Origin of the sequence: Corynebacterium sp. MSK071 (assembly GCF_030232125.1) — a bacterium.
GTDB classification, from domain to species: Bacteria; Actinomycetota; Actinomycetes; order Mycobacteriales; family Mycobacteriaceae; genus Corynebacterium; species Corynebacterium kefirresidentii.
Window position 1 is genome coordinate 41938 of the sequence record NZ_JASPJA010000002.1, and the last position, 18942, is coordinate 60879.

The following is an 18942-nucleotide window of genomic DNA, read 5'->3' on the forward strand; positions in this document are numbered from 1 at the left end:
CCTTACCCGGCGTGGAGCAGTAGAGCTAGCTCTACCATTTTCTGGGCAGCCCGCCCCATGTCTTTCTTCTGCGCGGCCGAGTGGAATCAAAGGCATGTTAAAAGCAGAAAATCTCACCAAGCGCTACGGCCGCCGCACTGTGCTCAAGCGGGTCACTGTTTCCATCGCCCCGGGCGAATTCGTCGCCATCATGGGGCCTTCCGGTAGCGGTAAAACCACGCTCCTAAACCTGCTATCCGGGCTGGATAAACCCACTTCCGGACAAGTCAACGCGCCGGGGCGCAGGCAGCGTGCCTTTGTATTCCAGGACTATAACCTCTTGGAATCCCTCAATGCGCAGCGCAATGCCACCTTGACCGCGCGATTTTCCGGCCGGCGCCCGTCACGCAGCCGGGTGGCGGAGGTCTTTGATTCGCTCGGCCTTGCTGGTCTGGAGCGCCGCCTGCCCGCACAGCTTTCCGGTGGTCAGCAACAACGCGTGGCTGTAGCCCGGGCCCTGCTGGCTCAAGCGCCCTATATCTTCGCCGACGAACCCACAGGCGCGCTTGACGACGCCACCGCATCCACCGTCCTTTCCCACCTGCGCACCGCCGCCCGCGATGGCGCCAGCGTGATTATGGTGACCCACTCGCACCTCGCCGCTGAAGCGGCCGACCGCGTTATTTCCCTTGAGGAGGTAGCCCATGCTGGTGTGGCTTAAGGACTTACAGTCCAATTGGTTATCGTGGCTGGCCGTGGCGCTGACGTTGGTGGTCTCTTCCACCTCGTGCACCCTGGCGCTAGCCATGCTGGTCGCCTCCTCCGGGGCCGAAGAAAACCCCGCCGGCCCGGTGGGCGGCACGGTACTCGGCATGGCCCTGTGCGTGGTGGTGTTGGTGACGCTATCGCAAATGCGCCTTATCATCGCCGAGCGCGAGCCGGTCTACCGTTCCTGGCGCATGGTGGGCATGCCGGGGTGGATGATTATTGCCTTCATTCTAGGCCAGGTCGCCGTAGTCAGCGCGGCCGCAGGGCTCCTTGGAGTACTGCCGGCCGGCCCGCTGCTCGCTCCGTGCGTACGCGCGCTACGCAGCGATGGCATCCCCATGCCGGACCTTGCCATTACCGGCCAGGTCACGGTCATTGCGGTCATAGTCTGCATGTCCGCAGCGCTAGTTGGCGCGCTGCCTCCACTGCGCCGAGTCTTCCGGCCGCGCACCACCGCACACCCGGCCTGGACCGTGGTGAAATTCTTGCTCGCGTCCGCGGCCATCGGCAGCACGGTTTACGGGTGCCTGCACATTGCCGATCCCGGCGATCTTCTCTCGGCCGAGATGGGCTTGGTCATCCTCGTCGCCCTCTTTTGGCCCTGGCTTATGCCCGCTATCGACCAATGGACCCGCGCGGCCGGCATCGCTGGGGCCAATGTACGCGTGCGTCGCAACTTTTCTACCCCGCACATCGTGCCGTGGGTCCTCGTCGGCGGATTTATCGTCGCCGTAGGCTCTGGCCTGCGCTTTGAAAGCGCCGCAGGCGCCGGCGGCACCCTATCGTCCTGGCAGGTCTTCGTCGCCCTTTTAGGGCCTGTCTTTGCCCCCAGCATCGTGAGTGCCGTGCTCACCTCGCTGCTCATGCACGGGCGCATTGCCTCCGATATCCGCGGCCTCACCCTCGCCGGCGCTACCCCCGGGGCCTGGGCGCGCATACAAGTGGGGGAGGCGGCCTGCCTCACCCTGACTGCGGCCGGCGTGGTCTGGGCGCTGTGCTTGGCGACGCTCCTCCCACTCCACCACCTGCTCACCCCACAGGTTCCTTTCGGCCAGACGTTGGTGGAGCAGCTGTGGTGGCCGGCCTTCGCCGTAATTTTTGGTGCGATGTCTATCGCCCTGGGCGTCGTCAAGCTGGCGCTTGCCGGCTTTGTACGCGCGGGGAATCGGGAGCGCTGAAAGGATCGCTGAGGGCTTAAGAATGTGGGCCGGGTCATTGTTGAGGGTTAGCAGTCGCGAGGGTAGAGTGCTAATCAGGTTGTTTGACCCACAGTTGTTCACCCGCGACGACGGCTGTGCTGGACATCCACAACCGGCACGCGCGTGCCATACCGGCGCGCATACGAACACTACGGAGGAAACATCATGGCAAACATTAAGCCTCTCGAGGACCGCGTCCTCGTACAGATCGTAGAAGCTGAAACCACCACCGCTTCCGGCCTGGTTATCCCGGATTCCGCTAAGGAAAAGCCGCAGGAAGCTACCGTCGTTGCAGTAGGCCCAGGCCGCACCAACGACAAGGGTGAGGTCACCCCGGTAGGCGTCAACGAGGGCGATACCGTGGTCTTTTCCAAGTACGGCGGCACCGAGCTGAAGTACAACGGTGAGGAGTACCTGCTGCTGTCCTCCCGTGACCTGCTCGCCGTCATCGAGAAGTAGGCCTCACTATGGCAAAGCTTATTGCATTCGACCAAGAAGCCCGCGAGGGAATTCAGCGCGGCGTCGATACGCTGGCTGATGCCGTCAAGGTCACTCTCGGCCCGCGCGGCCGCAACGTCGTGTTGTCCAAGGCTTTTGGCGGCCCCACCGTCACCAATGATGGCGTGACCATCGCCCGCGATATCGACATCGAGGAACCATTCGAGAACCTCGGCGCCCAGCTGGTTAAGTCCGTTGCAGTCAAGACCAACGACATCGCAGGTGACGGCACCACTACCGCCACCTTGCTGGCCCAGGCACTCATCTTCGAAGGCCTGCGCAACGTCGCAGCTGGCGCTAACCCAATCGAGCTTAACCGCGGCATCGCGGCGGCGGCCGAAAAGGCCGTGGAGGAGCTCAAGGCTCGCGCCACCGCGGTCAACTCCTCGTCCGAGATTGCCCAGGTAGCCACCGTCTCTTCCCGCGACCCGGAGGTCGGCGAGATGGTTGCCGGTGCTATGGACAAGGTGGGCAAGGACGGCGTTGTCACCGTCGAAGAATCCCAGACCATCGACTCCGCCGTCGATGTCACCGAGGGAATTTCCTTTGACAAGGGCTACCTTTCCCCGTACTTCGCTACGGAGGAAGAGACCTACCACGCCGTGCTGGACGACGCCGCTGTGCTCCTCGTCCGCAATAAAATCTCCTCCCTGCCGGACTTCCTGCCGCTGCTGGAGAAGATCGCCGAGACCAACCGCCCAACCCTCATCATCGCAGAGGACGTTGAGGGCGAGCCGCTGCAGGCGCTCGTCGTCAACTCCATCCGCAAGGTGCTCAAGGTCGCGGCCGTGAAGGCCCCGTACTTTGGCGAGCGCCGCAAGGGCTTCATGGATGACTTGGCTGTCGTTACCGGCGCCACCGTCATCGACCCAGAGGTGGGCGTTAACCTCAACGAGGCTGGCCTCGACGTTTTGGGTTCCGCTCGCCGCGTGACCATCACCAAGGAAGACACTGTCATCGTCGATGGTGGCGGCACCGCTGAAGCGGTAGAGGAGCGCCGCGAGCAGATCCGCCGCGAAATCGAGCGCACCGACTCCACCTGGGATAAGGAAAAGCTGGAGGAGCGCCTAGCTAAGCTCTCCGGTGGCGTGGCCGTCATCCGCGTCGGCGCCGCCACCGAGACCGAGGTCAACGAGCGCAAGCTGCGCGTCGAAGACGCCATCAACGCGGCCCGCGCGGCCGTTGAAGAAGGCGTCATCGCCGGCGGTGGCTCTGTGCTGGTCCAGATCTCTAAGGAGCTGGAGTCCTTCGCTGAGGGCTTTGAGGGCGAAGCAAAGGTCGGCGTCCTCGCCGTCGCCCGCGCGCTGACCCGCCCGGCGTTCTGGATCGCCGAAAACGCCGGTCTCGACGGTGCTGTCGTCGTCTCCCGCGTTGCCGAGATGTCCAATGGCGAAGGCTTCAATGCCAATACCCTGGAGTACGGAAACCTCATTGATAACGGCATCATTGACCCAGTCAAGGTCACCCACTCGGCCGTGGTCAACGCCACTTCCGTGGCCCGCATGGTTCTTACCACCGAGGCCTCCGTGGTGGAAAAGCCACAGGAAGAGCAGCCAGCTGACACCGGTCACGGCCACCAGCACTAAACTGGCTACCAACATCACCCGCCCCGCTTCCCGCGAGGCGGGTTTTGTTGTACCTGGACTAGGGCCGTGGAATACATCAAGGTCACCGGTGATACCGACCCCGTTCGCAAGGCCTTCGCCAAGGCCAATGGCATCAAACCCGCACTCTTATTCCGCGAGTTTCGAGGGTGCCTGCCTCAAGCGCAACGGCGCGGGTGTGGTCTACGTGGAGCCGGGCGTGATGAGCAGGTGGACTCCGGCCATACCGTCATCCGTATCGACCACAACCTGGCTGTGCTCGCGCACGCGGACTACGCCATCGATTTGGGCCTCGGAGCCGGTTTGGCCGGCGGCCAGGCGGTCTTTAGCGGCACGCCAGCAGACTTAGCCGAACAGCGTGACTCGGTGACGGGGCGTTTTTGCCGACGCCCTCGTCTCCCCCTAACTTTCCTGCCTTAAGCGTTGACCGGCGCGGCGGCGCGGCGACGCTGGCGAAGCTCTACCACGCGTTCGGATTCGCTCATTCCGCCCCAGACACCGTAGGGCTCGGCGGATTGCAAGGCATGCTCGCGGCACAAATCAATGACCGGGCAAGAATTGCAGATGGCTTTGGCGCGATTCTCGCGCTGGGCGCGGGCGCGGCCGCGCTCGCCATCCGGGTGATAAAATACGTCCGAGTTTTCTCCGCGGCAGGCGCCTTGTAGCTGCCAATCCCACAGGTCAGCGGTGGGACCGGGAAGCAAATGAGGCTGAGACACGTTATTAAGCTCCTTTGTAAGGGCGAGAATTCTTGTGTGGCTTCCGCAGCGTCGCGGAAAGCAACCTCACGTAGTGTTTCGCGCGTGGGTAAACGGTGGGTTACCGATTTTTGACTTTTAAGTATTATTCTCGCACTTCCTCTTCCTGCACCATGGTTTACCAGCGCAAACGCCGAAGGTTAACGGTTTGTGAATTTTCTGCCGCTCAGCTTGCATAGGTAATGGGGGTGCGCGTTGCCTTTGCATAAACTCCCCGTGTGCCAATATGGTTAGTTACCGGTCGAAAACATCTCAGAGGGTGCATACGTGAGCGATAGGGAACAGGAGCTAGCGGATCTCGTTCCGCATGCCGTCGACGGCAGCCGTCGAGCGCTGCAAAAAGTCCTGCAGATCATTCACCCGCAGGTCCTGCGTTACTGCCGCGCCCGCATCGGGGGCGGCAGCCAACCCACCGCGGAAGATGTGGCCCAAGAGATTTGCCTAGCAGTGGCTACCTCGATTGGTTCCTATGAGGACAAGGGCCGTCCTTTTATGGCCTATGTTTATGGCATCGCATTTAATAAGGTCACTGATGCTCACCGCGCGATGGGCCGCGATAAGTCCACGCCTACCGAAGAAATTCCGGAAGACTCCGCGCGTGAAGCCACTCCTGAAGAGTGGGCGCTAGAGGCCGACGGTAGTAACAGAATGCGCGCCTTGCTCGATACATTAAGTGATAAGGCGAAAAACATCGTTATTCTGCGCGTGTTCAACGGGTTGTCAGCAGAAGAGACTGCGGAAATTGTGGGTTCCACTCCAGGCGCGGTCCGTGTGGCACAACACCGAGCACTAGCTCAATTGCGAAAGACCCTCCAAGTCGCGCAGGAAACTGCACACTAAGGGGCTTGTGGCCCAATCTCACAGCAGGTATTTCATAACAGAAAGGAAGGGGGAGAGACACCATCATGGCTTCTAAGCACCACGGCGATAACGACGACCTAGCGGACCAGCTCCAGCCCTTGGTCGATGATGATGCATTCCTCACTGAGCTTTCGAAAGGCAACGACCCTTCCGACCGTCAGGATGACCTGGCGGGGTTGCTGCTGGAGTTAAAGGGGGACGTCGACAAGCACATGCCTCCGGCCCCGCTGGTAGAAGGCGCTGAGGCGGAGCCTCAGGTTATTGATCTTGGTAAGGCGCGCAAGCGTCGCCGCGGCGGGCCTTTCGTGCATGGTCTCATTGGCGCGGCCGCTGCAACCCTAGTCATTGCTGGAGCCGGTGGCGCAATGCTGCATGCCGGAACTTTTGATAAAGGGGATAAGACCCGCAATGTAGAGCTGGCCGGAACGCTGGAAGAGATGGAATCTCGCGCGGCCGAAGGCGATATTGAAGGTGCTCGGGAACTGATGAGGGATGCCCGAGCCAAGCTGGACGCGGCCGAAGGCAAGGAAGAAAAGGCCATCGCCGCCAACAGTGAGGCGGAACACAAGCGCTCTGCGCACCCGAAGCCCGCCCCGCACACCGTGACGGAGACCGCCACCGAAACCGTGGCGGAAGAAGCTTCCCAACCGGAACAGCAGCCGGAGCAGGTTACCGTGACCGAAACTCAGTACGCCACCGAAACCGTGGTGGTCACGGAACAAGGGCAGCCAAACCCGCAGCCCAACCCCAACGTTGAGGATGAGCCGACGACCACCATCGAGTTGGGCCAGCAGCAGTAGAAGCTAGCGGCCCTCTAGGCCATCCAAGTAACCCAGGGCGTAGTCCCAGGGAACATAGCGGGAGGGATCCGGCTCGGCGCCTGGCTCATGCACTGGCGCTAGCTCCCCTTCGAGCGTGGCGCGCATATTTGCGGCCATGATATCCCACTCATAAAAGTGATTTTCCTGGCAATCCTCGCAGAGGAAGAAGATGCCGTCGATGCCGCGCGGGCCGAGGATGGACGCGAATTTCTGCACCAGCGCGAGGTCGTGGATGATGGCGATTCGGTCGTCGTCGGTAAGCGGCATGACTTGCTCGTCCTCCTCCAAGAAGGAGGCGGGGTCATTCGGGTCATCGGCGAAAGGATCGCGGGGCATATTGGCGAAGAAGTTCACGCCTGCGAGCCTATTGAACTTACCCTCCCGAGGCAATTTACCCCTGCCCAAATGGTGTCGTCGGCCGGCAAAGCACTACAGTTGTGGTAGCCGCTAAACCTGTTAAGGAGAGACCTCGATGAGCGAGAACCGTATTCATACTGGTGGAGATGACCCGAACAAGGTAGCCCTGCGCGGCCTGACCTTTGACGATGTGCTTCTGTTGCCCGCCGAATCCAATATCGTGCCCTCCGAGGTCGATACCGGCGCGCAGTTTACCCGCAATATTCGCCTCGGCGTCCCGCTTGCCTCGGCCGCCATGGATACCGTGACTGAGGCCCGCATGGCCATTGCCATGGCGCGCCAGGGCGGCATCGGCGTGCTGCACCGTAACCTGTCTACCGAGGACCAGGCCGAGCAGGTAGAAATAGTCAAGCGCTCCGAGTCCGGCATGGTCACCGACCCCATCACTGCCCGCCCGGATATGACCATTGGGGAGGTAGACGCGCTGTGCGCCCGCTTCCGTATCTCCGGCCTGCCGGTGGTAGATGAGGACGGCACTTTAGCCGGTATTTGCACCAACCGCGATATGCGCTTCGAGCCTGACTTTGATCGCAAGGTCAGCGAGGTTATGACGGCCATGCCGCTCGTCGTAGCGCGCGAGGGCGTATCCAAGGAGGAAGCCCTCGAGCTGTTGTCGGCCAATAAGGTGGAAAAGCTGCCCATCGTCGATGCGGATAATAAGCTCACCGGCCTGATTACCGTCAAGGACTTTGTAAAGTCCGAGCAGTACCCTAACGCGTCGAAGGACTCGGCCGGCCGCCTGTTGGTTGCGGCCGGCATCGGTACCGGCGAGGAGTCCTACCAGCGCGCCGCCGCGCTTGTCGACGCCGGCGTGGACGCCCTCGTCGTCGATTCCGCCCATGCCCACAACAACCGCGTGTTGGAAATGGTTTCCCGCGTCCAAAAGGACTTTGGCTCCAAGGTCGATGTCATCGGCGGTAACCTTGCCACCCGTGAGGCCGCCCAGGCAATGATTGATGCCGGCGCGGATGCCATCAAGGTCGGCATTGGCCCGGGCTCCATTTGCACCACCCGCGTCGTCGCTGGCGTGGGAGCGCCGCAGATTACGGCCCTGATGGAAGCCGCCGCGGTAGCTGGCCCGGCCGGTGTACCGGTGATCGGCGATGGCGGCATGCAGTACTCCGGCGACGTCGCCAAGGCCCTAGCGGCCGGCGCCGATACCGTCATGCTGGGTTCCATGTTTGCCGGGACCACTGAGGCGCCCGGTGACATCGTGGTCTACCAGGGCAAGCAGTACAAGCGCTACCGCGGCATGGGCTCCATGGGTGCCATGCAGGGCCGTGGACTTTCCGGCGAAAAGCGCTCCTATTCCAAGGATCGCTACTTCCAGGCCGATGTTCGCAGCGAGGACAAGCTGGTTCCAGAAGGCGTCGAGGGCCGAGTGCCCTTCCGCGGCGATATCGATGCCATCGTGCACCAGATTATCGGCGGCCTGCGCGCTTCCATGGGCTATACCGGCTCCGCCACCCTGGCCGAGCTGAAGACCAAGCGCTTCGTTCAAATCACCGCCGCGGGCCTGAAGGAATCCCACCCGCACCACCTGCAGCAAATCGCAGAAGCACCAAACTACCGCTAGGAATATCATGCGTGAATACGCCGAAATTGGCATCGGCCGCGAGGCCCGCCGCACCTTTGATCTAGAGCAACTATCCATCGTGCCGCAACGCCGTACCCGCTCCTCCAAGGACGTGGATACCACCTGGCACATCGATGCCTATACCTTCGACATCCCTTTCCTGTCCCACCCCACCGATGCGCTCGCCACGCCCGAGTTCATCATCGAGATGGGCAAGCAAGGTGGCCTGGGCGTCATTAATGCTGAGGGGTTGTGGGGCCGCCACGAGGATCTCGAAGGCGCTCTAGCTCGCATTTACTCGCAGCCGGGCGATAACTCCATCATTCAGGAGTTGCACGCCGCCCCGCTTGACGACGCCCTCCTTACCGAACGCATCTCCCAAGTCCGTGACTCCGGCGTCACCGTTGCTGTGCGCGTTTCTCCGCAAAATGCTCGTGAGATGGCCCCGAAGGTGATCGCGGCCGGTGCCGAGCTGCTGTTTATTCAGGGCACCCTGGTCTCGGCCGAGCACGTAGCTACTGGTGGCGAGCCGTTGAACCTCAAGGAGTTCATCGGATCGCTGGATGTGCCGGTCATCGCGGGCGGAGTTACCGACTACACCACCGCGCTGCACCTGATGCGCACTGGCGCGGCCGGCGTTATCGTGGGCGCGGGCGTGACGACCAACGCCGAGACCGTTGGTATCGACTCGGCCATGGCCACCGCTATTGCCGACGCCGCTGCCGCCCGCCGCGACTACCTCGACGAGACTGGCGGCCGCTACGTGCACATCATCGCCGATACCGAGTTTGAAAACTCCGGCAATATTGCCAAGGCTTTTGCTTGTGGCGCCGACAGTGTCGCTCTCGGCCCACTGCTTGCTCAGGCCCGCGAGGCCGGCGGTAAAGGCTGGTACTGGCCCGCCACGGCCGGTCACCCGCGTTTCCCCCGCGGCTTCGTCCAGTTCTCCGGAGCTGATGCCGACTTGGATGTTGATTTCCTCACCGCCGGTACCCCGGCCGAAGCTGCAGAAGAGTCTGCCGCTCCTTCGCTTGAAACGGTGTTGCACGGTCCCTCCAGCGAGCCCTTCGGCCGCACCAACTTGGTCGGCGCGCTACGCCGCTCCATGGCAAAGTGCGGCTACACCGACCTGAAGTCCTTCCAGAAGGTTGAGCTCGCCGTCCGCCACTAATCGGCAATCTCGAACGCGGCTGTGCTTTCTTGGCGCAGCCGCGTTTTGTCTTCAAGCTTTCTTTTCCTCTGGAGAGGTAGAGCGTGGCGGAGAAGGAGGGTGGTCAGGAAACCAACTGCCAACCGCCTTCCCTCCTCCATGTGGTCTCGCGCGACATCGGCCGCCATTGTCCTGCATCGTGGACTGGGCACACGCGTGCTCCCGCAGGATTGAGTTCTACAACCTTCTTTTCCTCTTTCGCGCGCAGCACTACCGAATTATGCGCTACTTCTGGGTATCCCATGCGCTCTGCCTGCTGAGTGCCGCATAAGGGAGCCCACTCGTCCCACTTGCTTCCAAAGACTTCTGCGGCTGGGAGTGTTACCCGTTGTGGACCTTGTTCATCCAGCGCAGACGTCACCTCGGCCGTAGTTGGGGTAGCGTCACAACCGCATAACAATAGCCCGGTGGTGAGCACAATAGCCAAGCGCTTCATAAGCTATCAGTTTAGTGGGTTAGACTATGGGGCGTGACTAAGCCAAACACTACCCCGCGCCCCGTCCTCGTTGTGGACTTTGGCGCTCAGTACGCGCAGCTTATTGCCCGTCGCGTGCGCGAGGCCAAGATTTACTCCGAGGTTGTCCCTCACTCCGCGTCTGTGGAGGAAATCAAAGCTAAAGATCCCGCCGCGCTTATCCTGTCGGGTGGCCCGTCCTCCGTCTATGCTGACGGTGCCCCGGCCCTGAAGCCGGAGCTGCTTGAGCTCGGCATTCCTGTCTTCGGCATCTGCTATGGCTTCCAGGCCATGAACCACGCTCTTGGTGGCACTGTGTCGTCGACTGGCGAGCGTGAGTACGGCCGCACCGATATGAACGTTAAGGGCGGCGTACTGCACGCTGGCCTGGAGACTACCCATAAGGTATGGATGTCCCACGGTGATGCCGTATCTGCCGCTCCCGAGGGCTTTGAAGTTACGGCCACTTCGGCCGGTGCCCCGGTTGCAGCGATGGAGTGCCTGGAAAAGAAGATGGCCGGTGTGCAGTACCACCCTGAGGTGCAGCACTCGCCGCACGGCCAAGAGGTACTTACCCGCTTCCTGACCGAGATTGCCGGCCTAGAGCAGAACTGGACGGCCGATAATATCGCCGAGCAGCTCATCGCGGACGTTCGCGCTCAGGTGGGCGAGGACGGCCGCGCCATCTGTGGCCTATCCGGCGGTGTGGATTCCGCTGTAGCGGCGGCACTGGTGCAACGTGCCATCGGTGATCGCCTCACCTGTGTCTTCGTCGACCACGGCTTGCTGCGTGCTGGCGAGCGGGAGCAGGTGGAAAAGGACTTTGTCGCCTCCACCGGCGCGAAGCTGGTGACTGCGGATGAGCGCAGTGCCTTCTTGGAGAAGTTGGCCGGCGTTGACGACCCAGAAGCAAAGCGCAAGGCCATCGGCGCGGAGTTTATCCGTGCCTTTGAGCGTGCGGTTGCGGGCGTGCTTGACGACGCCCCTGCAGGCTCCACCGTCGACTACCTCGTCCAAGGCACGCTGTACCCGGACGTGGTCGAGTCTGGCGGCGGCGACGGCACGGCGAATATTAAGTCTCACCACAATGTTGGCGGTTTGCCAGATGACGTGGAGTTCGAGCTGGTTGAGCCGCTGCGTCTGCTGTTTAAAGACGAGGTACGCGCCGTTGGCCGCGAGCTGGGATTGCCGGAAGAAATCGTTAACCGCCAGCCATTCCCAGGCCCAGGTTTGGGTATCCGCATTATCGGTGAGGTAACCGAGGAGCGCTTGGAGACGCTGCGTGAGGCGGACCTCATTGCCCGCACCGAGCTGACCAATGCCGGCCTGGATGACCAGATTTGGCAGTGCCCGGTCGTGCTGCTGGCCGACGTCCGTTCCGTTGGTGTGCAAGGTGATGGCCGCACCTATGGCCACCCGATCGTGCTACGCCCAGTGTCCTCGGAGGACGCCATGACTGCGGACTGGACCCGCTTGCCATACGAGGTACTGGAGAAAATTTCTACCCGCATCACCAATGAGGTGAAGGACGTCAACCGCGTGGTCTTGGACTGCACTTCCAAGCCACCGGGAACCATCGAGTGGGAGTAAAACGGCATGCGTAGAAGGCGCTCAGGCTATCTCTGAGCGCCTTTTCGCGCGTTTGAGGAGCGTGTTTACTCGCGCGGGGTAAACGGTGGACGCCACACAATGCGCCCGCCCACCCGCTCGAGGCGGCCGCGCCGGGGCGGAGCGTTGGGGTCATCATCGTTGACGCCGTTATGGTAGGCGCAGCACATGACCAGGTTTTTCATATTCGTCTCCCCACCGTTACTCCACGCCTTGAGGTGGTGGACCTGGGAGAGATCGGCCGGTTGGTTGCAGCCCGGCCAGGCGCAGCGTGGGTTTTCTGCAGCGGCCATGATGCGCTGTTTGTCATTGGCCACGCGCGCCGTGCGGTAGAGGTTGACCGGCCCTTCTTCGGGGTGCACGAGCGTGACGTAGCCGGTTTCTCTATCGCCAGAAAAGCCGACGTCGTTGAGTACGCGCCGCAGATATTCGGTGCCGGTAATGGTGGCGCCATTGGTCAGGTCGAGCTCGATATCGTCGCCGTGGCCGTCGCGGATGCGAATGAATTTGTCTAATGGCACGATGGCATTGGTTATCACCTCTGCCCGCGCGGCCGCTGCCTGGTCAAAGAAAATTTTTTCTACCGCCTCGAGCGATTGCTTCCCGGTCGCGGCCAGCGCGGCGTTGAGATCCGCGATGAAACTAGAGGTTCCGGTGATGGCAAGCGTCCAGTAGTCATTGGGGCGTCGGTAAGTGCGCACACCTGGAGTAACGGTGTTGTCTTTCATCTCGTGCAGGCGCCGGCGGGCGTGCTTGAGAATATGGCTCATCGCGCCGGTCATTGCGCAGCACTCCGCGCGTAGCTCCCAGGCCTGTTTCTTGCTCGGGGCGCGGTTAACAATGCGCTCTAGGGCGGTGAGTGTGGCGATAGAATGGGTGTTGCGACGGGCGTCGGCAATAGCACGGCGCTGTAGCCGGGTAAATTTGGTGCGGCCAAAGTAGCTCTCACACAAAAGAAGCAGATCGGCCGCGATGGCATCGGGCGCGCCGTGGTCCATAAGCTCGGACCCGGACATGCCCTGGCACCCGGCGATGATGTCCATGCCGGGGCCTAAGGCAGTGAGGTAGGTCTCGAGTGCGTTCATGCCTGCAACGCTACGACGCGCACCTACACCGGCGCACGGCCGGCGCAACCGCTGCGGCCAGTTGTGTGGATAACCCGGCCTACATACCCGAGGCGGGGCGGAAAAGCTGTGGATAACCCCGAAAAGTGTCGTATAGATTAGGCAAACGCGAGCCGTCGCGTGCCATCCACGTGGGGGAAGACGAGAAAGCTCAGGCCAAAAACCACCAGCCATACCAGGCCGGCGCCCCACGCGGGTAGGGCCACGATGGGGGCGAGCATCACCATAAGCCACAGAATCATCAGCGGCACGAGCTGTGCGATGCTAGGAACCAGAGTGACATTGCGCTTGGTGGCATAATCGCGCATCGTGTGGCGGTAGGGGTGGGCAAAGACGAGAACGAAAGCCGCCACGAGGCACACGAGCGCCCCGATTAGTGCAGCAAAAATATGTGCGCGGCTGGCCAAAAGCGCCACGGCCGCACCGATGAGGATGGACGAACCCAAACGCACCCATGGCGGAGTGGGAATGGGGGTGGTGTGCTCGCGCATGGCACCGTAGGCAGCGTTGAAGTTCATGCCGCTAAGGCTACCATTCGAACATACACTTGCATGTGTCCGGGTGAGGGTTCATACTATTCGGGTGAATCAAACGAGCGTTCGCCTAGAAAAAGCGGTGGCCGGACTAAGTAGGTCGGACCGTGTGGCGATGCTGCGTACTCGCATGCGCGCTATGGAGCGTGGCCCGGAAGAGGAGCTGGTAGATACGCTTCCTGGCCTGGCACGTCTGCTTCCTGCGGGCGGCTTGGCGCGCCGGCACGTGGTGCACTGTACTAACTGTCCAGCGCTTGTGGTGGAGCTTATCTGTCACCTCACGGCCCGCGGTGGGCATGTGGGTGTAGTGGGGTGGCCAGATCTTCTACTCACACAAGTGGCCGAGGAAGGTGTTATCGAACGTGTGGTAACCGTCCCAGATCCGGGCGTGGATTCCTGGATGGTGACAGGGGTATTGGCGGAAGGACTGGACCTAGTCATCCATCATGGGCCGCCCGGTGAGGTGAGCCCAACCAAGGCCCGGCCGGTGCTGGCGAAGGTGCGCGGCGGGCGCGCGGCGGTGCTGACGGTGGGCACGCGCTTGCCCGGCACGGCGGTGGAGATAGGGGCGCAGGTGAGTGCCTATCGGGGCGTCGGCAAGGGCAGTGGGCGCATTCGCGGCGTGGACATGGACGTTGAGGTGACCTCGAAGCAGGCTAGCGTGCATGGGGTGCTCACGGTGGGCCAACACCGCAGACTGGAGGCCGTATGAGGGTAGCGGCCGTGTGGTTTCCGGATTGGCCCATCCAGGCCGTCGGCGGGCAGGGCCCTATGGTCATTGCGCGCAATCACGCGGTTGCGGTATGCGATAGGACGGCGCGCCGGGCGGGGGTGCGGCGGGGGATGCGCCTGCGTCAGGCCCAAGCGCTGTGCCCCGAGGCGACGGTGGTGGAGGCCAATCCGGATCGGGATGGTGCGGCGTTTGCGGAGGTTGCGGCCGGTTTGGATGCGGTGGCGTCCTCGGTGGAGGTGCTGCGCCCTGGTTTGGCCATTGTGGACGCGGGCGCGGCGCTGCGCTACCACGGGGAGAAAGCATTAGAGATGCTTGTCGACGCCTCTTCGTACGCCGGCTTCGATTCCACCCTCGGCGTCGCCGATGAGATTGCTACGGCTGTCATCGCGGCCCGGCACCGTGGCATGGGTGCGGTGGTGCCAGAGGGCGGCTCGCGAGAGTTTTTGGCCACCCAGCCCATAGGAGTGCTCGCCGCCGATGAGGCCTTGGGCTTTGATGCTGGGTTTGTTGCGCAGCTCGATAAGTTGGGTGTGCGGCGCCTGGGTGACTTAGCGGCGCTGCCGTTTAAGCAGGTAGCCACCCGTTTCGGTGAGACCGGGCGTCGCGCGCACGAGTTGGCCCAAGCCCGTGCGGATAGGCGCGTAGCTCCAGAAATGGCACGCCCAGACCTGGCCGTGGAAATGGAAGAGCGCATCGAGCGCGTGGACGCGGCGGCCTTCGCGGCCCGTCAGCTAGCGTCCCGGCTGCATGCCCGCTTGGAAGAGGCCGGCAAGGTCTGCCTGCGGCTGCGCGTGGTGGCGGAGTTTGGCACCGGCGAGGAGTTGGCGCGGGTGTGGCGCACACAGGAAGCACTGACGGAGCAGGCCACCGCGGACCGCGTGCGCTGGCAGCTCGATGGCTGGCTCTCGCGTGCCACTGGTGGGGGCGCGGCTATCCGCCGCCTCGCACTGGAGCCGGTGGAGGTGGCCACCCCGTCCGCCACCGGGCTCTGGGGCGGAGAGGGATCTCAGGAGCAGGTCAAACGTGTGATCGCTCGCGTGCAATCGCAGCTGGGGGTTGACCGCGTGCTGCAGCCGCGGGCGGTGGGCGGCCGTGGGGTGGCCGAGCGCATCGAGTACGTGCCCTATGGCGAGCAGCGCGACGCACCGCCACAAGGCGAGTGGCCTGGCCGTATTCCGGCACCCCTGCCTGCGCGGCTGGGCGGTGGGCCTAATCATCCGGCCGCGCGCATCCGGCTTATCGACGCCGCTCGTCGCGAAGTATTCGTCACCGCCGAGGCTCTCCTTTCGGGGGCGCCGGTGGCATTGAGCTGGGGCGCTCATCGCTTCCGCGTGCTGGGCTGGGCCGGTCCCTGGCCGGTGGATACGCAGTGGTGGACTAGTAACCCGCAGCACGTAGCGCGCCTGCAGGTGGTGGGCCAAGCCGACCACGAAGAGCACCAGCGGGCCTGGCTTTTGGTATGGTCCGGCGGGCGCTGGCGGGTGGAGGCGACCTATTAATCGCGAATATCGACTACGAGGCGGGTGGGGTTATCGAGCACCTGCACGGAATAGGGCTTGCGCGAGGTCATGCCGATGACGAATTGGCAGCGGCCCTCGTAGGTACCGCCATTGACCACCTGGGTGACGACTCCCTCTACGGGGGCATCCACCACGCCGATGTGGGGATCGTCCTTCCCCGCCTCGAAGGGGTAGACCACGCCGTCGATATTGACATTGAGTGCGGTCTCGCCGGAGTGGTCAATAGTCTTGCCAGAACCCTGCTGCGTGGGCGTGTCGGCATAGTCTACGAACCAGCCGGGAGAGCCGCTGCCGTCGAGTTCGAAGACGACGCGCTCGAAACCCTCGTGCTGGCCGATGCGCACGTTGGTCACCGTGAGCTCGGAGGGGGCCTGCGGCCGGAGGGTTTTCATTTCCATATTGGCCTGGCCTAGTGGATTGAGCCGGGAGTTATCCGCAGATGCAGCCATGGTGGTGCGGTCCGTCTCTTGGGCGGCGCAGCCGCTGAGGGAAGCAGCGACGAGGAGTGTTGCGGCGAGACGGACTTTTAGCATGCCCCCTAGGTTATAGTTTCGGCCGTGAACTGTATAGCCGAGGGGGTATTTCGTGGCCGAATTGTGGCCAAGGGTGTGAGCTGAAATGCAGAAAGGTTAGGCTTAGGTATATGACCGAGTTCTGTTCAGATATCCAGGTAGAGCCGCTGCCAGGCACGGCGAAGAAGGAATCCGTCTATGTGCTTTTTGAGTGGCCGGGCGGATGGTCGCGAGACGTGCTCGATGGCGATACCTTTGGGCCGGATCTCACGGCGCAGCTCAAGGCCAAGCTGAAAGGCGTGGCGGGGCTGCAGCTTATCCGTCGGCCGGGCCGCGACGGCCGCCAGGTAGGCAAGATGCACCGCTGCTACCTGGTGTGGGCCGAGCAGGGAGTGATGGAACTCGTGCTGCTGACAGAGCCAGAGAAAATCCTCGATCTGGATCTGACCGGGCCTGGACGCAATGGAGGCGGCGCAGTGGAAACACCGCTGGTTTTGGTGTGTACGCACGCGAAGCGCGATACCTGCTGTGCGGTCAAGGGGCGGCCGTTGGCCGCGGAGCTGGTGGAGGATTACCCGGATATGGTCTGGGAGACCTCGCACACGAAGGGACACCGGTTCGCGCCATCGGTCATGCTCATGCCGTGGGGCTATTCCTTTGGACGAATGAATAAAGAAGCCGCCGCGCAGATGATTGCGGCGGCGGCGCGGGGAAAGTATTTTTACCCGGTAAATCGCGGGCGCGGTATTTTCGGCCCGCGCGGCCAGGTGGCGGAGTTGGCGGTGGCCCGAGCGCTTATCGACGCCGGCGAGGAGCTCTCCTACGGCCAGCTCACCGCCACTGATAGCGGCGAGGTCAGCCACATTGACGGCCGGCGCTGGCGCGTGACGCTCGAGGAGCGCGAGGTAGAAGGTGTGGTTTCTTCGTGTGGTGACGCCCCGAAGACGGGCCAAGCCATCGTAGCGACCGGCGTGGAGCCGGTCGCGGGGTAGGGCGCCGTCGGCAAGCGGGGGCTAGCGGCGCATGACCTTGGAGGAGAGCCAGTTGCCGAAGAACTGGGCGGCCTGCACCAGCACGATGATGATGAGCGTGGCCACGACGGTGACTTCCCATTCGAAGGCGCGGTAGCCGTAGACGATGGCAAAGTCACCCAAGCCGCCGCCGCCGACGTAGCCGGCCATAGCGGACATGTCCACGATGGCGATAAACAGGAAGGTGTAGCCCAAAATCAGTGGGCCGAGGGCCTCCGGGACGATAACGGAGGTAATGATCTTCCACGGCGAGGCACCCATGGAGCGGGCGGCCTCGATAACGCCGGGGTCGATGGACACGAGGTTTTGTTCCACCACGCGGGCCACGGAGAAGGTCGCGGCGATCACCATGACGAAGGTGGCCGGTCCGCGGCCGATGGACCCGCCCATCACTATGACGGTCAGTGGCTGGGCAAAAGCCAGCAAGATGATGAACGGGATGGGGCGGACGAAGTTAACCAGCAGGTTGACAATGAAATAGACGAACCGGTTTTGCAGGATGCCGCCCGTGCGGGTGGTATAGAGCAGCATGCCTAGGCCAAGGCCGAGGATGCCGGAAACGATGAGGGTAGTCGAGACCATGATGAGGGTATCGACGATGGCATCGGCCAGTGAAGGGCCGAGGCGGTCCCAGTTGGCTTGGGCGAGGGTGGTGACGGTCATCGTGCAATCTCCTCAATCTGGGTGGTGGTAGAAAGCGTGCGGTAGAACTCTTCGATGGCGTTATTGTCGCCGCTAAGTCGCACGGTCAGCTTGCCAAAGGAATGCTGTTGCAGCGTGGTGATGCCGCCGTGGACGACGGCGATGGATACGCCGGCTTCCTTGAGCCGGGCGGCGGCGGTGAAAAAGCCGGATTCCTCGGTGAGGTTGATGGTAAACAGGCGGCCTTCGTGCGCGAGCAGATCGTCGGTTTCAACGACGTCGGGCTCGTTGCGCAGCGAGGTGGCTACGAACTTGGCGGCCACGGAGGTCTGTGGGTTGGAAAAGACCTCGTAGACGCTGCCTTGTTCCACGACGCGGCCGTTTTCCATCACGGCGACCTTATCGGCGATGGAGCGTACGACTTCCATCTCGTGGGTAATAACCACGATGGTGATGCCAAATTCCTTGTTTACCTGACGCAGTAGGTCGAGGACTTCCTGCGTGGTGGTGGGGTCGAGGGCGGAAGTTGCTTCGTCGGCAAGCAGCAGCGAAGGGTTGGTGGCCAGCGCACGGGCAATGCCGACGCGCTGCTTCTGGCCGCCGGAAAGCTGCTCTGGGTAGCTCTTGCCCTTGTCTCCTAGGCCGACGAAATCCAGCAGCTCTTGCACGCGCTTGGCGCGCTCCTGCTTGCCGACGCCCTGCAGCTGCAGCGGGTATTCAATATTGCCGGCTGCGGTGCGCGAGTTCATCAGGTTGAACTGTTGGAAAATCATGCCGATATTGCGGCGAATGCCGCGCAGCTTCTTTTCGGACATGCCAACGATATTGGTGTCATCAAGCAGCAGCTCTCCCGCGGACGGGGTGTCCAAGCCGTTGATCATGCGTACAAGGGTGGACTTGCCGGCGCCGGAGTAGCCAATGATGCCGACAATTTCGCCGGGCTCAATGGTCATGGAGACATGGTCGAGTGCCTTAACTCGCGCCTTTTTCTGCTTAAAGATCTTGGTGATCTCGCGGAACTCGATGCGGGTGCCGCGTTGAGTGGAATCTGCCACGTGTTTGCGTCCTTAGTTAGGAAAGTGCCAAACCCCGCC

20 protein-coding genes and 1 pseudogene are annotated in these 18942 nt (G+C 62.4%); 13 read left to right on the top strand and 8 right to left on the bottom strand.

Going from position 1 to position 18942, the window contains the following annotated elements:
• Positions 1-94: 94 nt before the first annotated feature.
• The 5 genes and pseudogenes from QP990_RS01570 to QP990_RS12315 all read left to right on the top strand — a co-directional run.
• Entirely contained in the window at positions 95-700 is a 606-nt protein-coding gene (locus tag QP990_RS01570; protein WP_023020623.1) for an ABC transporter ATP-binding protein, read from the top strand.
• Positions 684-1925: an FtsX-like permease family protein gene (locus QP990_RS01575; RefSeq protein ID WP_023020624.1), complete on the top strand. Its 1242-nt coding sequence runs from the start codon at positions 684-686 to the stop codon at positions 1923-1925. Before QP990_RS01570 ends, QP990_RS01575 begins: the two co-directional genes overlap by 17 nt.
• A gap of 186 nt (positions 1926-2111) precedes the next feature.
• Positions 2112-2405: a co-chaperone GroES gene (gene groES / locus QP990_RS01580; protein WP_005322702.1), complete on the top strand. Its 294-nt coding sequence runs from the start codon at positions 2112-2114 to the stop codon at positions 2403-2405.
• Positions 2406-2413: 8 nt separating this feature from the next.
• A complete protein-coding gene (gene groL, locus QP990_RS01585) occupies positions 2414-4030 on the top strand; it encodes a chaperonin GroEL (RefSeq protein WP_023020625.1) in 1617 nt (538 codons plus the stop codon).
• 84 nt (positions 4031-4114) lie between these two features.
• Positions 4115-4468: pseudogene (locus QP990_RS12315) on the top strand (hypothetical protein); the annotation flags it as partial.
• Here QP990_RS12315 and QP990_RS01595 read toward each other — a convergent pair.
• A complete protein-coding gene (locus QP990_RS01595; RefSeq protein ID WP_023020627.1) occupies positions 4465-4767 on the bottom strand; it encodes a WhiB family transcriptional regulator in 303 nt (100 codons plus the stop codon). The pseudogene QP990_RS12315 and the gene QP990_RS01595 overlap by 4 nt on opposite strands.
• Positions 4768-5073: 306 nt before the next feature.
• Between QP990_RS01595 and QP990_RS01600 the strand changes: the two genes are divergently transcribed.
• The gene (locus QP990_RS01600) at positions 5074-5646 is read left to right on the top strand and encodes a sigma-70 family RNA polymerase sigma factor (RefSeq protein ID WP_023020628.1); all 573 of its coding nucleotides are present in this window, start codon (positions 5074-5076) and stop codon (positions 5644-5646) included.
• A 65-nt stretch (positions 5647-5711) separates the two neighbouring features.
• Positions 5712-6467: a hypothetical protein gene (locus QP990_RS01605; protein ID WP_023020629.1), complete on the top strand. Its 756-nt coding sequence runs from the start codon at positions 5712-5714 to the stop codon at positions 6465-6467.
• A gap of 3 nt (positions 6468-6470) precedes the next feature.
• Here QP990_RS01605 and QP990_RS01610 read toward each other — a convergent pair whose 3' ends face one another.
• A complete protein-coding gene (locus QP990_RS01610) occupies positions 6471-6842 on the bottom strand; it encodes a DUF5319 domain-containing protein (RefSeq protein WP_005326826.1) in 372 nt (123 codons plus the stop codon).
• A 118-nt stretch (positions 6843-6960) separates the two neighbouring features.
• On the opposite strand from QP990_RS01610, the gene guaB reads away from it, so the two are divergent.
• Together guaB and QP990_RS01620 are read left to right on the top strand one after the other, a co-directional pair.
• The gene (gene guaB, locus QP990_RS01615; protein WP_023020630.1) at positions 6961-8481 is read left to right on the top strand and encodes an IMP dehydrogenase; all 1521 of its coding nucleotides are present in this window, start codon (positions 6961-6963) and stop codon (positions 8479-8481) included.
• 7 nt (positions 8482-8488) lie between these two features.
• A complete protein-coding gene (locus QP990_RS01620) occupies positions 8489-9652 on the top strand; it encodes a GuaB3 family IMP dehydrogenase-related protein (RefSeq protein WP_023020631.1) in 1164 nt (387 codons plus the stop codon).
• Between the two features lie 103 nt (positions 9653-9755).
• Here QP990_RS01620 and QP990_RS01625 read toward each other — a convergent pair whose 3' ends face one another.
• A complete protein-coding gene (locus QP990_RS01625; protein ID WP_023020632.1) occupies positions 9756-10127 on the bottom strand; it encodes a hypothetical protein in 372 nt (123 codons plus the stop codon).
• A 33-nt stretch (positions 10128-10160) separates the two neighbouring features.
• Here QP990_RS01625 and guaA point away from each other — a divergent pair, with 33 nt between their 5' ends.
• Entirely contained in the window at positions 10161-11735 is a 1575-nt protein-coding gene (guaA, locus tag QP990_RS01630; RefSeq protein ID WP_023020633.1) for a glutamine-hydrolyzing GMP synthase, read from the top strand.
• 65 nt (positions 11736-11800) lie between these two features.
• Here the strand turns inward: guaA and QP990_RS01635 are convergent, their stop codons facing one another.
• Positions 11801-12838 carry an HNH endonuclease signature motif containing protein gene (locus tag QP990_RS01635; RefSeq protein WP_023020634.1) on the bottom strand — a complete coding sequence of 346 codons (1038 nt, stop codon included), beginning with the start codon at positions 12836-12838 and terminating at the stop codon, positions 11801-11803.
• Between the two features lie 137 nt (positions 12839-12975).
• Complete coding sequence (locus QP990_RS01640; RefSeq protein ID WP_023020635.1) at positions 12976-13395, bottom strand: hypothetical protein; 420 nt, start codon at positions 13393-13395, stop codon at positions 12976-12978.
• Between the two features lie 130 nt (positions 13396-13525).
• Between QP990_RS01640 and QP990_RS01645 the strand changes: the two genes are divergently transcribed.
• Together QP990_RS01645 and QP990_RS01650 are read left to right on the top strand one after the other, a co-directional pair.
• Positions 13526-14122, top strand: coding sequence for a hypothetical protein (locus QP990_RS01645; RefSeq protein WP_023020636.1), 597 nt, complete (start codon positions 13526-13528; stop codon positions 14120-14122).
• Positions 14119-15642, top strand: a complete 1524-nt coding sequence (locus tag QP990_RS01650) for a DNA polymerase Y family protein (RefSeq protein WP_023020637.1) — start codon at positions 14119-14121, stop codon at positions 15640-15642. Before QP990_RS01645 ends, QP990_RS01650 begins: the two co-directional genes overlap by 4 nt.
• On the opposite strand, the gene QP990_RS01655 is transcribed toward QP990_RS01650, so the two are convergent.
• Positions 15639-16196 (bottom strand): hypothetical protein, encoded by a 558-nt coding sequence (locus QP990_RS01655; protein WP_023020638.1) that lies wholly within the window; start codon positions 16194-16196, stop codon positions 15639-15641. The genes QP990_RS01650 and QP990_RS01655 overlap by 4 nt on opposite strands.
• A 110-nt stretch (positions 16197-16306) precedes the next feature.
• Here QP990_RS01655 and QP990_RS01660 point away from each other — a divergent pair, with 110 nt between their 5' ends.
• Positions 16307-17167 (top strand): sucrase ferredoxin, encoded by an 861-nt coding sequence (locus QP990_RS01660; RefSeq protein WP_023020639.1) that lies wholly within the window; start codon positions 16307-16309, stop codon positions 17165-17167.
• 21 nt (positions 17168-17188) lie between these two features.
• Here the strand turns inward: QP990_RS01660 and QP990_RS01665 are convergent, their stop codons facing one another.
• Both QP990_RS01665 and QP990_RS01670 read right to left on the bottom strand, forming a co-directional pair.
• Entirely contained in the window at positions 17189-17869 is a 681-nt protein-coding gene (locus QP990_RS01665) for a methionine ABC transporter permease (protein ID WP_023020640.1), read from the bottom strand.
• Entirely contained in the window at positions 17866-18903 is a 1038-nt protein-coding gene (locus QP990_RS01670) for a methionine ABC transporter ATP-binding protein (RefSeq protein WP_023020641.1), read from the bottom strand. The genes QP990_RS01665 and QP990_RS01670 overlap by 4 nt, the downstream gene beginning before the upstream one ends.
• Positions 18904-18942: the final 39 nt, after the last annotated feature.

Bases quoted from the DNA above. Each gene is read 5' to 3' on its own strand.
- QP990_RS01650 (WP_023020637.1), top strand. From the start codon at position 14,119: ATGAGGGTAGCGGCCGTGTGGTTTCCGGATTGGCCCATCCAGGCCGTC.
- QP990_RS01655 (WP_023020638.1), bottom strand. From the start codon at position 16,196: ATGCTAAAAGTCCGTCTCGCCGCAACACTCCTCGTCGCTGCTTCCCTC.
- QP990_RS01635 (WP_023020634.1), bottom strand. From the start codon at position 12,838: ATGAACGCACTCGAGACCTACCTCACTGCCTTAGGCCCCGGCATGGAC.
- guaB (WP_023020630.1), top strand. From the start codon at position 6,961: ATGAGCGAGAACCGTATTCATACTGGTGGAGATGACCCGAACAAGGTA.
- QP990_RS01665 (WP_023020640.1), bottom strand. From the start codon at position 17,869: ATGACCGTCACCACCCTCGCCCAAGCCAACTGGGACCGCCTCGGCCCT.
- QP990_RS01620 (WP_023020631.1), top strand. From the start codon at position 8,489: ATGCGTGAATACGCCGAAATTGGCATCGGCCGCGAGGCCCGCCGCACC.
- QP990_RS01570 (WP_023020623.1), top strand. From the start codon at position 95: ATGTTAAAAGCAGAAAATCTCACCAAGCGCTACGGCCGCCGCACTGTG.
- groES (WP_005322702.1), top strand. From the start codon at position 2,112: ATGGCAAACATTAAGCCTCTCGAGGACCGCGTCCTCGTACAGATCGTA.
- QP990_RS01660 (WP_023020639.1), top strand. From the start codon at position 16,307: ATGACCGAGTTCTGTTCAGATATCCAGGTAGAGCCGCTGCCAGGCACG.
- groL (WP_023020625.1), top strand. From the start codon at position 2,414: ATGGCAAAGCTTATTGCATTCGACCAAGAAGCCCGCGAGGGAATTCAG.
- QP990_RS01625 (WP_023020632.1), bottom strand. From the start codon at position 10,127: ATGAAGCGCTTGGCTATTGTGCTCACCACCGGGCTATTGTTATGCGGT.
- QP990_RS01645 (WP_023020636.1), top strand. From the start codon at position 13,526: ATGCTGCGTACTCGCATGCGCGCTATGGAGCGTGGCCCGGAAGAGGAG.
- QP990_RS01575 (WP_023020624.1), top strand. From the start codon at position 684: ATGCTGGTGTGGCTTAAGGACTTACAGTCCAATTGGTTATCGTGGCTG.
- QP990_RS01605 (WP_023020629.1), top strand. From the start codon at position 5,712: ATGGCTTCTAAGCACCACGGCGATAACGACGACCTAGCGGACCAGCTC.
- QP990_RS01640 (WP_023020635.1), bottom strand. From the start codon at position 13,395: ATGAACTTCAACGCTGCCTACGGTGCCATGCGCGAGCACACCACCCCC.